15 protein-coding genes and 1 pseudogene are annotated in these 16795 nt (G+C 32.2%); 9 read left to right on the forward strand and 7 right to left on the reverse strand.

What is annotated here, in order from left to right; translation table 11 throughout:
- Positions 1–38: 38 nt before the first annotated feature.
- Positions 39–827: a CPBP family intramembrane glutamic endopeptidase gene (locus LFT63_RS07335; protein WP_037555644.1), complete on the reverse strand. Its 789-nt coding sequence runs from the start codon at positions 825–827 to the stop codon at positions 39–41.
- 34 nt (positions 828–861) lie between these two features.
- On the reverse strand, positions 862–1617 hold the full coding sequence (lnsB, locus tag LFT63_RS07340) for a CPBP family lipoprotein N-acylation protein LnsB (protein ID WP_340768521.1): 756 nt from the start codon (positions 1615–1617) through the stop codon (positions 862–864).
- A 207-nt stretch (positions 1618–1824) separates the two neighbouring features.
- Between lnsB and LFT63_RS07345 the strand changes: the two genes are divergently transcribed.
- The 3 genes from LFT63_RS07345 to arsB all read left to right on the forward strand — a co-directional run bounded on the left by LFT63_RS07345 (position 1825) and on the right by arsB (position 5130).
- Entirely contained in the window at positions 1825–3402 is a 1578-nt protein-coding gene (locus tag LFT63_RS07345; RefSeq protein ID WP_340768523.1) for an FMN-binding glutamate synthase family protein, read from the forward strand.
- Between the two features lie 121 nt (positions 3403–3523).
- On the forward strand, positions 3524–3841 hold the full coding sequence (locus LFT63_RS07350) for an ArsR/SmtB family transcription factor (RefSeq protein WP_029056124.1): 318 nt from the start codon (positions 3524–3526) through the stop codon (positions 3839–3841).
- Positions 3841–5130 carry an arsenite efflux transporter membrane subunit ArsB gene (arsB, locus tag LFT63_RS07355; RefSeq protein ID WP_340769012.1) on the forward strand — a complete coding sequence of 430 codons (1290 nt, stop codon included), beginning with the start codon at positions 3841–3843 and terminating at the stop codon, positions 5128–5130. Before LFT63_RS07350 ends, arsB begins: the two co-directional genes overlap by 1 nt.
- A gap of 49 nt (positions 5131–5179) precedes the next feature.
- Here arsB and LFT63_RS07360 read toward each other — a convergent pair whose 3' ends face one another.
- The gene (locus LFT63_RS07360) at positions 5180–5647 is read right to left on the reverse strand and encodes a YehR family lipoprotein (RefSeq protein WP_029056122.1); all 468 of its coding nucleotides are present in this window, start codon (positions 5645–5647) and stop codon (positions 5180–5182) included.
- A gap of 159 nt (positions 5648–5806) precedes the next feature.
- Here LFT63_RS07360 and LFT63_RS07365 point away from each other — a divergent pair.
- Positions 5807–6883, forward strand: a pseudogene (locus tag LFT63_RS07365) (M42 family metallopeptidase).
- Between the two features lie 24 nt (positions 6884–6907).
- The gene (locus tag LFT63_RS07370; protein WP_183998749.1) at positions 6908–7078 is read left to right on the forward strand and encodes a hypothetical protein; all 171 of its coding nucleotides are present in this window, start codon (positions 6908–6910) and stop codon (positions 7076–7078) included.
- A 72-nt stretch (positions 7079–7150) separates the two neighbouring features.
- Here LFT63_RS07370 and LFT63_RS07375 read toward each other — a convergent pair whose 3' ends face one another.
- Positions 7151–7969 (reverse strand): SDR family oxidoreductase, encoded by an 819-nt coding sequence (locus LFT63_RS07375; protein WP_029056120.1) that lies wholly within the window; start codon positions 7967–7969, stop codon positions 7151–7153.
- 247 nt (positions 7970–8216) lie between these two features.
- Between LFT63_RS07375 and LFT63_RS07380 the strand changes: the two genes are divergently transcribed.
- The 3 genes from LFT63_RS07380 to LFT63_RS07390 all read left to right on the forward strand — a co-directional run bounded on the left by LFT63_RS07380 (position 8217) and on the right by LFT63_RS07390 (position 13755).
- Positions 8217–9755: an AbgT family transporter gene (locus tag LFT63_RS07380; RefSeq protein WP_029056119.1), complete on the forward strand. Its 1539-nt coding sequence runs from the start codon at positions 8217–8219 to the stop codon at positions 9753–9755.
- Between the two features lie 243 nt (positions 9756–9998).
- Entirely contained in the window at positions 9999–11531 is a 1533-nt protein-coding gene (gene ppx, locus LFT63_RS07385; protein WP_029056118.1) for an exopolyphosphatase, read from the forward strand.
- 58 nt (positions 11532–11589) lie between these two features.
- A complete protein-coding gene (locus LFT63_RS07390; protein WP_029056117.1) occupies positions 11590–13755 on the forward strand; it encodes an RNA degradosome polyphosphate kinase in 2166 nt (721 codons plus the stop codon).
- An 85-nt stretch (positions 13756–13840) separates the two neighbouring features.
- Here the strand turns inward: LFT63_RS07390 and LFT63_RS07395 are convergent, their stop codons facing one another.
- Positions 13841–14536 carry an SDR family oxidoreductase gene (locus tag LFT63_RS07395; protein WP_017636432.1) on the reverse strand — a complete coding sequence of 232 codons (696 nt, stop codon included), beginning with the start codon at positions 14534–14536 and terminating at the stop codon, positions 13841–13843.
- A 192-nt stretch (positions 14537–14728) separates the two neighbouring features.
- On the opposite strand from LFT63_RS07395, the gene LFT63_RS07400 reads away from it, so the two are divergent.
- On the forward strand, positions 14729–15016 hold the full coding sequence (locus LFT63_RS07400) for a DUF1413 domain-containing protein (RefSeq protein ID WP_029056116.1): 288 nt from the start codon (positions 14729–14731) through the stop codon (positions 15014–15016).
- Between the two features lie 152 nt (positions 15017–15168).
- Here LFT63_RS07400 and LFT63_RS07405 read toward each other — a convergent pair whose 3' ends face one another.
- Together LFT63_RS07405 and LFT63_RS07410 are read right to left on the reverse strand one after the other, a co-directional pair.
- Positions 15169–15360, reverse strand: coding sequence for a hypothetical protein (locus LFT63_RS07405; protein ID WP_002450408.1), 192 nt, complete (start codon positions 15358–15360; stop codon positions 15169–15171).
- Positions 15361–15564: 204 nt separating this feature from the next.
- Complete coding sequence (locus LFT63_RS07410) at positions 15565–16704, reverse strand: FAD-dependent oxidoreductase (RefSeq protein WP_029056115.1); 1140 nt, start codon at positions 16702–16704, stop codon at positions 15565–15567.
- Positions 16705–16795: the final 91 nt, after the last annotated feature.

Here is a 16795-nt window from a genome sequence, read left to right on the forward strand (position 1 = left end):
TTATTTAAAGCTCTAAATCATATTAAACAATCGCCTAACTATAAAGTAAATAACATCGCTACAAAGGCGACACTATTATTAATTACATGTAATGTTATGGTCGCTGCTAAGTTACGATTAGTAAAGTGATACGCTGCAACAAAACAACTTGCCATAATAATATATGGCCCTATTTCAAATGGTGACTGTGCATCTGTTACGTGCACACTTGCAAATATTAAAATGGACAACACATACATAACAACATAAGTTAATTTTTTACCCAGTTCATGAATTAATAAATGTCTAAACAGTAATTCTTCTACTATGGGTGTAACGATCACAATGTCTAAAAACAAGATTGGCCACATCCAACCTGATGTAAACATTTGTGCTAACATTTTATTATTTTCGGTATCATCAAATTGATATTTTTCAGGTAAAAATTCAACCATAGCTCCATACAAAATATTTAATACATACATAACAACAATAATAATCGCAATTGTTGCGAAATGTTTTTTCAAATCTTTAAAACGTTGTTTAGCTAAGGGAATTAATGTTTTTCTGTGCATTAAATAAAATAATAACAATACTAATGCCATACCAATCAAGCCAAATACAGTAGCAAAATTGGTTATAAGATTATTGATTTTATGATCTGACTTCATATGAAGTGAATTCGATATAATAAAAGCAATTAACATACCAATCATTGGTAATAAGAATTGCGCTAATATAATATAGGCAGGAATAAGCCAAAAATCTCTTTTAACTACCTTCTTTGATGCAAATTCATTCTGTAATTTATCAGAATCTAATAGTTGTTGAGTAGTTTCATTTTCCATAAAATTCTCCTTTAAATCTTCTTTAATTTTATTACTACATTAATAAGAATTTCACTGTAAAAACGATAAAAATAATGAGTTGGATACCTGCTTGAAATAAATAAGCTGCTGCTAAATTCATTCCAGATTTAAGATACACAAATGTTGAACCTATAGCAATAATCAAATAAGGCAACATTTCCATTATATTTATCATATCATACACATGGACAAGCACTTCTATGAATATAGAAAGTATAATCACTATAACAATATGCCACTTTTTCCTTAATTCATGAATTAATACGTGTTTATAAATAAGCACTTCAATCATAGGTCTTAAAACAACCATTGATATAAAGGTAAAGAATAATGCAGATGGATAGTTAAATAAACCTTCTACTCTGCGTTCATATTGTGTTGGTCCAAAGTTTAATATATCTAGTAACCATGTTGCCATTAACAGACCTAATAATACAACGACGATAGAAATCATAATATGTAAGGTGTATTGTTTCGCATAATGAAACTGTCTTTTCATAACTTGTGCTATATCAAATTTATGCATTACAAAAAAGGCAAATAATGTTAAAAACTGAGCTAACACGAATCCCACGCTTAAACTAAGATTATATAAAAATTGTGCCGGTGGTCTTTGCGTTACCATTGCCGTTAATCCTAATGTCCCAAATACTGTACCAATAGGAATTAACATTTGAAATAATATGTATATAGGTATGATTAAAAAATCTTTTTTCATCATTTGGTTTTGATTCCATACGTCACGTTGTAATTGGTTATATTGGCTCATGTGTCACCTCCTAAATCGCATTTTATCACAATTACTTTATCATTTTATAATTCAGTTGAATACACTAATTAAAATAAATTGTCTCACATAAATATTTCATAAACTAAAATAATTTAAATTCTACAATATAAATTTAACCGGTTTCATTGTAAAACATTAAGAATGGTGTATCATAGTGTTGGAGTAATGATTAAGGGGGGCATATTAATGAGTGTACTAACGACGATGCAGTTCATTGTCAACATCATTATTATGATTTTTTTATTGGGTGCATTATTATTAGGTATCATTTGGCTAATCAAGGATAAACGACAAACACAACACAGTGTATTAAGAAATTATCCGTTACTTGCACGCATTAGATATCTTTCAGAAAAAATGGGGCCTGAATTAAGACAATATCTATTTTCTGGTGATAATGAAGGTAAACCCTTCTCTCGTACAGATTATAAAAATATCGTATTAGCTGGAAAATATAATTCAAGAATGACTAGTTTTGGTACTATGGAAGATTATAAAGATGGATTTTACATACAGAACACAATGTTTCCACTTCAAGCAAATGAATTAAAAGTGGATAATACCACACTAATTTCAACATTTATTTATCAAATTGAGAATGAACGTTTATTTAGTAGAGATGAACATCGTAAAAGTAAGGAAGTGGATCCTTATTATTTAACTGATGAACACGCTGTCGTTCTCGGAGAACATCTTGCGCATCCTTATAAAATCAAACGATTAGTTGGTCAATCAGGAATGAGTTATGGTGCATTAGGTAAAAATGCTATTTCTGCCTTATCTAAAGGATTATCTAAAGCAGGTACATGGATGAATACAGGTGAAGGTGGTTTGTCAGAATACCATCTTAAAGGCGATGGAGATATCATTTTCCAAATTGGACCTGGTCTTTTTGGTGTAAGAGATAAAGAAGGTAATTTCAGTAAAAAAGAATTTAAAACACTTGCTGAACGTAAAAATGTACGTGCTTTCGAATTAAAATTAGCTCAAGGTGCCAAAACTCGTGGCGGTCATATGGAAGGTGCAAAAGTAAACGAAGAAATTGCTAAAATTCGTAATGTTGAACCGTTCAAGACAATCAATTCACCAAACCGCTTCGACTTTATTCATAATGCTACTGATTTATTAAATTGGGTAGATGAAATCCAACAATTAGGCCAAAAGCCAGTTGGTTTTAAAATAGTAGTGAGTCGTGTTGAAGAAATTGAAAACTTAGTCAAAACTATGGTTGAACTTGATAAATATCCAAGTTTTATCACTGTTGATGGTGGTGAAGGTGGTACTGGTGCCACATTCCAAGAATTACAAGATGGTGTAGGTCTTCCATTATTAACTGCTCTACCTATTGTTTCTGGTATGTTAGAAAAATACGGTGTTCGTAATAAGGTGAAAATCTTTGCATCTGGAAAATTAATTACACCTGATAAAATTGCAATCGCTTTAGGATTAGGTGCTGACTTAGTTAATATTGCACGCGGCATGATGATAAGTGTAGGATGTATTATGAGTCAACAATGTCATATGAATACATGCCCTGTAGGTGTTGCGACAACAGATCCTAAAAAAGAAAGAGGATTAATTGTTGATGAAAAACAATATCGTGTAACCAATTATGTAACAAGCCTTCACGAAGGATTATTTAATATTGCAGCAGCTGTTGGCGTATCAAACCCTACCGAAATTACTGCTGAACATATTATTTATCGTAAAATGGATGGTGGCACACAAACTATTCATGATTACAAATTAAAGTTAATATCTTAAATAAGTTCAATATATCGCGATCACTTCAATGTGGTCGCTTTTTTAATGTCATTTTCTAATATAAACCTTCATAGACATATATCTATATAGATGATAATCTATATTTAATTTGGAGGTTATCATGAATTATCAACAATTAGCAATTTCATTAAAAGTATTATCAGATGAAAATAGATTAGAAATTTTAGATATTCTATCTTGTGGTGAATTATGTGCGTATGACTTATTATCATATTTTCATTTTTCTCAACCAACGTTAAGTCATCATATGAAAATCTTAGTCACACATCAATTTGTCACCACTCGAAAAGAAGGAAATAAACGTTTTTACCAATTAAATGATGCGTTTTACACTCAAATACTTAATCATTTAAACCTCATTAAAAATAATAATGAACAATGTAAATGTCATTCAATGAAATTAGGTGATAGTCAATGATGAGTATCCTTGCTATTGCTATATTTCTAATAACCCTCTTATTTGTTATTTGGCAACCTAAAGGATTAGATATCGGAATAACCGCTTTAATAGGTGCTGTCATCGCAATTATTACAGGCGTTGTTAGTTTATTAGATTTCGTTGAAGTCACTCAAATTGTTTGGAATGCAACACTTACTTTCGTGGCTATTATATTAATCTCCTTAATATTAGACCAAATCGGCTTTTTCGAATGGGCAGCCGTTCACATGGTACGTGCATCAAATGGAAATGGTCTTATGATGTTTATTTTAATTATGGTTCTGGGTGCTATAGTTGCAGCATTTTTTGCCAATGATGGTGCAGCATTAATACTAACGCCCATCGTACTTGCTATGGTGCGTCATTTAGGTTTTAATAAAAAGATTATCTTTCCTTTTATTATTGCCTGTGGATTTATCGCTGATACGACGTCTTTACCCTTTATAATTAGTAACTTAGTCAATATCGTTTCTGCTGATTACTTTGGTATTGGTTTTACTGAATATATGGGGCACATGATTATCCCAAATATATTCTCATTAGTCGCAAGTATAGTTGTTTTATGGGCTTATTTTAGACATTCTATACCTAAACGTGTAGATATCTCACATATCAATAAACCAAAAGATGTTATTAAAGACCATCGTTTATTTAATATTTCTTGGATCGTTATTGTTATTTTAATGATTGGCTATTTTGTTAGTGAGTGGATGCAAATTCCAGTTTCAATTATTGCTGGTGTTATTGCGATAATATTCCTAATACTTGCTAGCAGATCCTCAGTAGTAAATACAAAACAAGTCCTTATAGGTGCTCCGTGGAATATCGTCATCTTTTCAATAGGCATGTATTTAGTCGTATTCGGTTTGAAGAATGCCGGCATTACTACTTTATTGGCACATGTTTTATCAATGATTTCGAACCACGGATTATTTGCTAGTATTATGAGCATGGGATTCATATCTGCAATTCTCTCTTCTATTATGAATAACTTACCTACAGTATTAATTGATGCTATAGCAATTGGACAATCAGGTGTTTCTAGCACAATTAAAGAAGGAATGGTTTATAGTAATGTTATTGGCTCTGATTTAGGTCCTAAAATAACACCTATTGGTTCGCTAGCAACATTGTTATGGTTACATGTACTGGCACAAAAAGGCATGAAAATTTCTTGGGGAACCTATTTTAAAACAGGCATTCTCATTACTCTACCTGTATTATTCTTTACATTACTAGGTCTCTATTTAACATATTTTATTTTTTAACATAAAAATGGCAACATTGAACACGTTTCGCTCAATGTTGCCATATATTTTAGTCATCATGATCAGTCATATTACTTTTTTCTTTTAATCCATTACGTTTCATCTGACTAACCGTTTTATCAAGACTCACTTTATCATTTTTACCTTTAACTGACACAAATCCTAATTTTTTCTTCAATTGATCTATATCTGCTTTTTTATAATCAATATCAATATGTTCTACGGCTTTATCATTTTTATAATCTATTTTGAATGATACACCTTTATTACCTTTAAATGCTTTTTCATCTTTTTTTAATATATCTTTGGCTTGTGCTTTATCTATACCTAAATCTTCATATTTTAGTGTTCCTAATGTAGATTGTTTAAGTACTTCATCACCTTTATACGTTAAAGATGTAATAACTTGTTTACCATTAACGTCCCCTTCGAACGTTTTAGTCTGTTCTTTACTACACGCAGACAGTGTAATGACACTTAACGCAATGACTATCAAAACTGAAACTAATTTCTTCATATGGTCGCCTTCTCTCGCCTGTTTCTTAAATTAATTATACTATTATTTTTGTTATTGTTGGTATTACTATACTCTTATTTAACACAAAATTCTAATAATATATCACACCATTATCGCTATGTTAAACTATACATAATACGTATTTGGGAGGATTGTAAAATGAGTGATTCAGTTCAATTACTTAAACAATTAACATCAGCAAATGGCATTGCAGGTCGTGAAATGCAAGTTAAATCATTAATGAAAAATCATTTATCAACTGTTAGCGATGCTATTATTGAAGATAATTTAGGCGGTATTTTCGGAAAGAAATCAGCTACCAATGGTTCAAAATCTATTTTAGTTTCTGGACATATGGATGAAGTAGGATTTCTAGTGACAAAAATTGATAAAGATGGCTATTTATCTTTTAATCCAATCGGTGGTTGGTGGAATCAAGTCATGTTATCTCAAAAAGTGACTGTTACCACAGATGATGGTAAAACTCTAAGAGGTATCATAGGTTCGAAACCACCTCATGTGCTTACACCAGAAGAACGTAAAAAAACTGTAGATATTAAAAATATGTTTATTGATATCGGTGTAAGTAGTAAAGAAGAAGCTGAATAATTAGGTGTATCTGTAGGAAATATGGTAACGCCATATAGCGAATTCGAAACACTAGCTAATGAAAAATATATGACAGCTAAGGCTTTTGATAATCGTTACGGCTGTGCATTAGCCATCGATGTACTTAATGCGTTAAAAGACGAATCAATCGACATTAATTTATATTCAGGTGCTACTGTACAAGAAGAAGTTGGACTACGTGGCGCAAAAGTTGCAGCCCAAACGATTCAACCTGATTTAGCTATTGCAGTTGATGTAGCCGTTGCTTTTGATACTCCTGGAATGTCAGGCCAAACGAGTGATAGTCATCTAGGCGGTGGTCCAGTTGTTATTATGATGGATGCATCTAGTATTGCTCATGAAGGTTTACGTCAACATGTTAAAGATGTGGCGCAACAACATAACATTGAAGTACAATGGGATACTACACCTGGCGGAGGAACCGACGCTGGAAGTATACATGTAGCAAATGAAGGCATTCCAACTATTACTATCGGTATCGCTTTACGTTATATGCACTCAAACTTTTCAGTTATCCATAAAGATGATTATGAAAATTCAGTTCGTCTCGTTACTGAAATCGTGCGTTCATTGAATGATGATACTTATAATAATATTAAATGGTAATATCTTAGGAGGCTTGATTAATGTATGAGGTTATTCGGAGAGTTAAAATGTTCCAACTGTCATCGTGAAATCAAAGATGATGAAAATATTTTCATAAAAGTACAAGCTAAAGATTTACATAGCTATACTAATTTAGATGGTTGGTCTAACGAACAATACAAATTATGCGAAACATGTGCTAAACAATTAAAGTAAAAAGCAAGCCAAGATTTCTCAGGAAATATGAGAAATCTTGGCTTTTCTATATAATATGGTGTTTTCAACTATTTATTTAATAGATTTTTTCCAACTATCATCACTTAACATTTCACCTGGCCAAGTGTATGCCATGACGCCACCATCAATACGAATTGTTTCTCCTGTAATAAATGAACTATCATCAGAAGCTAGGAAAGTTACTAATTTACCTACTTCGTCTGGTGTACCTAATCGACCTAATGGTGTAACCCACTTTTGATTTTCACGGAATGTTTGACCCGCTTCATCTTGTGCAGTTCCCGCTAAGTTATCTACTAACGGTGTCTCAATAGTACCTGGTGCAATTGCATTGGCACGAATATTTTCACGACCATATTCAATTGCGATTGATTTAGTGAAGTTAATCACTGCACCTTTTGCAGCGTTATATCCTGAGCGATATAAGTCGGCAGCTTGACCAGAGAATGATGCTGTATTAATAATTGAACCGCCTTGATCCATCATTAATGGCAATAAGAATTTAGTTACTAAGAACGTACCTCTCATATCTACGCCCATAATCTTATCAAATACTTCTACTGGATATTCATGAATTCGTCCAGCACCATTATCAACACCTGCATTGTTAAATATCACATCAATACGACCATATTGTTGCTTCATATCATTCGCAAATTGTTCCACTTGTTGTTCATCTGAAATATCAACTTTATATGCAGTAGCTTGACCACCATTTTGTTTAATATCTTCAACAGTTTGATCTAATTCATCCGCAATATCTAATGCTAATACATGAGCACCTTCTTGAGCTAAAACTTTAGCAGATGCTTGACCTATACCAGTACTTGCTCCTGTCACAACGGCTATTTTATTTTCTAAACGTTTCATGTTGTTTCACTCTCCTAATATTTTTCATGAAAAATGAATCTTAATATTATATTTCCACTTCCTATAAAGGTCTAAACGCCGTTATGACAATGATAGCGCTTTATTCAAAAATTCTTTTGAACGAGTTTATTAAATTATCTTTTTAAACTAAATAGTTTTATTATCAATTTCAATTTCAGAAAATTCTTATCATTACATGTAATGTTTGCTATACTTTTAGATAATTTAACTTAGGAGTGGTTCATGAATGGCAACAAATGCAAAAGAAAAACCATCAATCGTTAGTAAATTTTTAAATGGTGTAGAATGGGTCGGTAACAAATTACCTGATCCAACTGTGTTATTTTTCTTAATGTGTGTAGGTCTCGCAATCATCACTTGGTTTGTTTCACTATTTAATGTTTCTGTTAAACATCCTGGTAACGGTGAAACCATACATATCAAAAGTATTTTAAGCCATGACGGTTTTGCGATGATTATGAATGATGCAATTAAAAACTTTTCAGAATTCCCGGCACTTGGTTTGGTATTAGGTGTCATGATTGGTATTGGTGCTGCTGAAAAATCTGGTTATTTTGATAAACTGATGATTTCTGTAGTAAATAAAGCGCCAAAGAAGTTAATCGTGCCTACTATCATTTTAATAGGTATTCTTGGTAGTACGGCTGGTGATGCAGCAACTATTATTTTGCCGCCTTTAGCTGCAATGTTATTTATTAAAATTGGTTACCACCCTATTGCTGGTTTAGCAATGGCTTATGCGTCAGCGGTTGGTGGGTTTGCGGCAAATTTAGTTGTTGGTATGCAAGATGCACTTGTGTATTCATTTACAGATCCTGCTACTAAAATTGTATCTAAAAGTATTCATACAAATGTCGCAATGAATTGGTACTTTATTGCTGCAAGTGTTGTCGTATTATTACCTACGATTCATTTTGTAACTTCAAAGTTAATTATTCCGAGACTTGGTAAATATGATGATTCAGATGCACATGAAGATATGGAAGAAACGTCTTCTCATATTACACCTGTCGAACGCAAAGCATTATTTTGGGCAAATATGAGTTTTATAGCTCTCATCATATTATTAATCATTTGTGCAATACCTGAGCATAGCTTTTTACGTAATGCTAAAACAGGTAGTCTTTTAGATGACGCACCATTAATTAATGGTGTTGGACTGATTATTTTAGTAGTATTCTTAGTTCCCGGCGTCATTTATGGTGTATTAAGTCGTGAAATTAAAAACACTAAAGATTTAGGACAAATGATTACAGATTCTATGGCATCTATGGGTTCATTCATAGTAATCGTATTCTTTGCGGCACAACTACTTGCGTTCCTTGAATGGAGTAACTTAGGTGTTATTACGGCTGTTAAGGGTGCTAAACTTTTACAACATCAAAATGGAGTCGTCTTAATACTCGGTGTCATTTTCTTAAGTGCTTTAGTCAACATGCTTATTGGTAGCGCCTCAGCTAAATGGGGTATCTTAGCACCTATCTTTGTTCCAATGTTAGTTTTAGTTGGTTTCCATCCAGCGTTTACACAAGTTATTTATCGTGTGGGCGACTCTATTACTAATCCAATTACTCCTATGATGCCTTACCTACCTCTATTATTATCATATGCACAAAAATATGATAAAAACATGAAACTCGGTACACTTTTATCTAGTCTTATGCCATACTCCATTGCTTTAACTATTGTATGGACATTATTTACACTCATTTGGTTCTTCCTTGGAATTCCTGTTGGACCTGGTGGACCTATTCATGTGAAATAATAAAAAGCGTTAAAATAATAACAAAAGTCACTTTCATTTATAAATGAGGGTGGCTTTTATTGTTGTAGAAAATGATGATTTCTCCTCGCTATATAATCTATTTGTAAACGCATTTTATAAGTTAATTAAAATCTTCAAAAATTCTATGGAAAATGTCTGAAAAATCTTTTCATTTTATATATCTCATGTAAAATAAAATTAAACAGGGGTATATTGTTTGGCCCATAAACATAGGAGGCAGTGATGGAAGAACGTATTGGATTAATAGATATTGGTTCAAATACTATTAGACTGGTTATTTTTGGATTTGATAAAGCAACAGGCTTGAATGAAATCTTAAATATTAAGACACCTGCACGTCTAAGTCAGTATTTAACTAAAGATAATGATATGAATGATGAAGGTATTCAAGTACTAACTGAGGCACTAAGTAGCTTCAATAAAGTAGCAACTAAATTTAAAGTAGATGAATTACACCCTATTGCGACGGCAGCCATTCGTCAATCAAATAATCAAAAAGATATTATTAAAAAAGTCAAAAAAGATACTGGTGTAGAAATTAAAATCGTACCAGAAGAAGACGAAGCATTTTACGGTTATTATGCTATTACTCACACTACTGATATTGAAGATGGTGTATCCGTAGATATAGGCGGTGGCTCTACTGAGGTCACTTTATTTAAAGACAAACAATTAAAAGAAGCACATAGTTTTCCTTTTGGTGTTGTTTCATTAAAACGTCAATTTTTCGGGGATAAAGATCATAATGACAAATCAGCAATCAAAGGCATGGAAAAATTCTTATCAGAACAATTTGATCAATTAGACTGGTTGAAAGATCAGAAAGTTGCATTAGTCGGTGTTGGAGGGTCTGCACGTAACGTTGCGCGAATACATCAATCAGAACATTCTTACCCTATCGGTGGCGTTCACAACTATACGATGTCAGATAAAGATATCGAAGAAGTCTTTGACCTTATTCGCAAAAGCTCTAGAGATGAACTTACTAATTTAGACGGCTTAAGTCGTGACCGAGTAGACATCATCTTACCTTCCGTGTCAGTGTTTAAAACACTTTATAAAAAAATTGATGCGACTCAATTTACATTTTCAAGAAAAGGTATTCGCGAAGGTTACATTATGAATGCGATACGTCAACGCTACCCAGAAGAATTTTCAAAAGAGAATGTTAGAAAAGATGCATTACGTCAACTAGCCAACGAATATCATATTGAAGAAGGTAGTGCTAACCGACGTCTTAAATTAGCAGAATCATTGCTTACACAATTACTTAATCATTCAGATCTTAAAGTTAATGACAATGACAAAGAATTATTTGTTGAAGGTGCTTATCTTTATTATCTAGGTAGTTTCATTGATTCAGATTCTAGTTCTCCACATACGTATTATCTTATCGCGAACTCAATGATTAATGGCTTTTCACATAAAGATCGTGTGAAATTAGCTCTATTAGCGAGTTTCAAAAATAAGTCATTACTTAAATTTTATTGTAAGGAAACTGAGTGGTTTAACAGTAAAGAAACGGATACCATTCAAGCTTTAGGCGGTATTATCAAATTTGTGAATGCTTTAAATATTTCTCACACGAGCTTTGTCGAAGAAGTTGAACTCAAACCTAAAAAAGACGATAAGTATGAACTATTTGTCTTCTATAAAGGCGAACCTATTGCTGAAGAATATCAAGCAAACCGTCAGAAAAAACATATCGAAAAGATTCTTGATGGTAAAGTAACGATTACCTTTACAAAATCTTAACAAACGTATGATACTTTTAGACTACGCAAATATATAAACAATGAGGTGTGTTGAGGTTATGCAAACTCAATTGGGAGAAAAGGATATTAATTTACCACAATACTATAACAACCGGGAACTAAGTTGGTTAGACTTTAACTACAGAGTCTTACAAGAAGCTTATGACAAGAACAACCCTCTACTTGAAAAATTAAATTTTGTATCTATTTTCAGTTCAAATTTAGATGAATTCTGTATGGTTCGAGTAGCTGGACTTAAAGATCAAGTTGAAATGGGATATGACAAACCTGAAAATAAAGCACAAATGACACCTCAAGAGCAGTTAAACGCGATAAAAGTTAAAAATACTGACTATGTAGCAATTCAGTATAAGCGTTATAATGAGTTGATTGAAGAATTACGTCAATATGATATTGAAATGGCGAAACCTGAAGATTTATCAGAAATGCTAAGCGAAAAATTAGAAAAAGAATTTAAAACAAGAATTCTACCTACTCTTACGCCTTTAGGTATTGATGCTTATCACCCATTTCCAAAATTGAATAATAAAAGTTTGAATATTTTCGTAGATATAGATACAGAAGATGCGATTAATTCAGCAATTGTCCAAATTCCATCATTAATTCCTAGATTTATTACACTTAATGAAGGTCCAAAGCAATTTGTTTTAATGATTGAAGATGTTGTTACTTACTTCATTAACTACTTATTCTCTGGTTATGAAGTTTTAAATACATTTACCTTTAGAATAACTAGAAATGCTGATTTAACTATTCATGAAGACGGTGCAGAAGACTTACTTATTGAAATTGAACGTTTCTTAAAAGAACGTCGTAGTGGCGCTGCAGTAAGATTGGAAGTAGATGGACGAACTGCTGAACGCGAAGATATTAGCTGGATTATGGAACAATTAGAAGTAGAGGAAAATGACATCTATTTCGTAGACGGTCCGTTAGATTTAACATTCTTATTTGGTTTAGTAGATCATTTATCTAATAAACTTTATTACTTAACATATGAGAAATACACGCCACAAGTGCCTAGATCTTTAGGTTATAACAACGTGTATCAACTAGCATTAGAACGAGATATCTTCTTCCATCATCCTTACGAATCATTCGAACCAATTGTAGACTTTATTAGAGAAGCAGCAGATGATCCAAGTACTATAGCAATCAAACAAACATTATATAGAGTTAGTAAAGACTCACCTATTATTAAAAGTTTAAAAGAAGCTGCTGAAAAAGGTAAACAAGTAACAGTATTAGTAGAACTAAAAGCAAGATTTGATGAAGAAAATAATGTCCATTGGGCACGTATGCTTGAAGATGCAGGATGCCATGTGATTTATGGTATGACCCATTTAAAAACACATAGTAAAATCGCACTCGTTGTTAAAAAAATCGGTAACGAATTGACTTCATTTGTCCATTTAGGAACAGGTAACTATAACGATAAAACCGCTAAACTATATACAGATATGGGAATTATTACGACTAATAATGATATCGCAGAAGATGCTATTAACTTCTTTAATTATTTAAGCGGCTATTCAGTTAAACCAGATTATAAAAAATTAATTGTCGCACCTTTCGATATACGAGATGTTTTCATCGATAGAATTGATAAAGAAATTAGCAGCCATTTAGAACATGGTAATGGTAAAATCATGATGAAAATGAATTCATTAACGGATAAAGCCATCATTGAGAAATTATTTGAAGCGTCTCAAGCTGGAGTTAAAATCCAATTAATTATACGAGGTATTTGTTGTTTAAAACCTGGTATTCCAGGTATCAGTGAAAACATAGAAGTAGTAAGTATTGTTGGTAGACTACTTGAACATTCACGTATTTATTATTTCCATAATAATGGTGATGAACGTATCTACTTATCTTCTGCGGATGTAATGACACGTAACATGATTAAACGTGTTGAAATACTCTTCCCTGTTGAAGATAAAACCATTGCTTCACGTTTACTAGACTTTATGAATTTACAATTGTCTGATAACCAAAAAGGTCGCTATCAAGATGAACATGGCAATTACCATTATATAGAAAATAATTTGTCACCTTTAAATTCTCAAGTCTATTTAATGCAAAATGCAATTAAACATGGACAAGAATTAAAAAAACAAAGTACACATCCTACAGGTCAACCTGTACGTTCAAGACGAGGCGGTAACTGGATGAGCCGTCTAAGAGATACGCTTAAACGCTAATATACAAAATTAAAGAGTTTGTAGATATATCCAAACGAATAATCTACAAACTCTTTTTTTATTTATCCAAATTATTGAAATGAATTTATACTGGTCTAACCGTCACTTCATTTACGTTGACATGGCTAGGTTGAGTTAATGCATAAATCGCTGCATCTGCAATATTTTGTGCTTCTAATTTTTTACGTCCATTGAAATCGTAATGCTCAGTTAATGGTGTTTCAACCATACCTGGAGAAATACTTGTCACTTTAACTCCAGTCTTAGCTAGTTCTTTTTCTAAACCTTGAGTTATGGAATGCACAGCGGCTTTTGTCGCACTATAAATTGCACTCCCCTTCGTCACTTCAAAGCCAGAGATAGATGCGATATTAATAATATGTCCACTTGATTGCTCTAACAATGTAGGTAATGCTGATTGAATTGTATATAATGTACCTTTGACATTTACATCAATCATTGAATCCCAGTCATCTACATTGTAATCAGTAATTTTAGATGATTTCATTTGTCCGGCACTATTAACAACAATATCTAATCTGCCAAATGTATCTTTAGCTGTGTCAATCAATTGTTGAACTTCTCTTTTATCTGTAACATCTGTCGCAACAACTTTGACATTTCCTTGTTCAAATTGAGTCGCTACAGCATTTAATTTATCCGTATTTCTACCTGCTAATACAACTTTAACACCATTATTACCAAGTGCTGTTGCAATTGCTTCACCAATGCCACTACCTGCACCAGTAACAACTGCTACTTTATTGTTTAATTCATTCATATTTTAAAACTCCTTCTTATTAATCACTATTTTTATAATTACCTACAAAGTTACACGTTTAAACCTTTGTTCTTTTAACAAAATCACATCTTCTCCTGTGATTATAAAAAATCTTGTTTGTAAAAATCATATATAAGTTATAAAGTTAGTATGTAACTATCATACATGTTTTCAAATTATAGGGGGGATACGATGACTTTTCACGATCGCATATTAAAATTAAGAGAGCAAAATAACCGTACTGCATTTGAATTTCGCTTCGAAGAATTATTTAGTGAAGAAGAATGGTTAGAAATGTCAATTGCTGAGAGAAAATCAACTGAAAAACAATTCCAACATGAATTATCTAAAATGAGTGACGTAAGAATGCCTTACTCAAGTGTAGATAAAGCTAAAAATAAATTGTTCAATCAAGTCTATGCTTATAATGGAATTAAGAAGAACTTTAAACAAGTTGAAGAAAAAAGTAATGCTAGATAATATGATAAAAATAACCTGGGACCTTTAAATTGGTCTCAGGTTATTTTGTAGCATTTTCCAGAATTATATGGGGGTATAATAATGTATTTGCCTTCAATTGCTCACCAACGAAGGCAATCAATTGCTTTTTGATTAGGAGTCAAAAATTATTGTTAGTTTGTTACTAATGTTTTACGTTCTAAGCCATAGTAGTATAATCTTTCTGCATCAATATAAGGGATTGAATCGATAGTTAAATAGCCATCTTTGATGTCACCAATTATACCTTGATTAACACCTGTATTGACATAAATTTCATAACTGCTTACATCAGAGAATACAAGTTCTTCAATTACTTTTCTCACTTTTATCACTCCAACATGTCTTATTCCTTACAATTCATATACTACACCATTTTTCAGAAAATAAAAGCATTTTGTGATTATTTTCACAAATTTATCACTTTTCAAAATCTGTGAAATTAATGTCTAAATTCATGAAATAAGTCATATTTTTAGAATTACATCAATAATAAATTACAATTCCAATTCAATATCTACGTTTATTGTTTATTCTATTACTGAATTGAAAAATGCTGCCATTTGTTCAGCGGCAGTATCACTGAACATCACTTCTAAATTATCTTGAGATTCTTGTGCACTTTCTTTAGAAACACCATACATTTCTTCTTCATATTGAGCTATAGCTGATTTAAGGTCTTGAGATGTTTTAATGGCACTCGCTAATAAATATGCATCGTACAATGCCATATTAACGCCTTCACCAGCAAACGGACTCATTAAATGCGCTGCATCGCCCATTAAAGTGATGTTGCCATTACTTTCCCAAGTAAAACCGATTGGTAATTTGTAAATTCGTCTAAGTAGCATATCATCACTGGCATACTCGATATATTTTTTTAATTCTGGTGACCAGTCCGCAAAGTCTTTTAATAATTGCTGTTTAATTTCTCCTTTTGATAAAGCTTTGTAATCATCAAGTTTATCTACATCCATTAAATAAGACATATAGACTTTAATTCGTCCATCTCCATTAAGTTGTCCTAGAATTGCTTTGTTGTCACCTAATGCCATCATTTTACCGTTTTTATTGAATTGAGCTAAATCAGGATGGTCGTTTTTAACATTATTCACATTTAATTCGACCATTGAAATATCATTATATTCAACATCTACATCTGAAATAAATGAACGCACTTTTGAAAATGCACCATCAGCACCTATAACTAAATCAAATGTTTCTTTATTTCCTTCTTTAAATGAAACTTCAACTTGGTCATTTTCCAATTGAGTTAATGTATTAAAAGTATAACCATATTGAATGGATGAAGGTTCTAACTGATTCATAATAATATCACACAACTCACCACGATCAATTTCAGGTCGAGAACCTTCGCCTTCTGCATCTTCTTCAAATAATACCGTTCCATCTTTAGCTACAACTTTAGTGTCTTCACCTTCGTATCGGGCTAATTGTTTAAACTGTTCATAAATATTTGCTTCTTTTAAAGCAAGTTGCCCACTATCGTCATGAATATCAAGTGAACCACCACGATCTCTATTCACATTCGAATCTGCTTTTTCAAAAATAGAAATGGTATGTCCTTGTTGTTGTAATAATAGACCAAGCATGAGTCCTCCAGGTCCTCCACCAATAATTCCAATACGTTTTACATCTTCCATCTTCATCACTCCTCAACTTATTATTTATATATTTATGTTCAATGCATTTGTCATTTAATTAGATATCTAACTATTTATTTGATGTTGCTCATTCTAT

The sequence above is a fragment of the Staphylococcus sp. FSL H8-0121 genome, assembly GCF_038008425.1.
Lineage (GTDB): Bacteria > Bacillota > Bacilli > Staphylococcales > Staphylococcaceae > Staphylococcus > Staphylococcus pasteuri.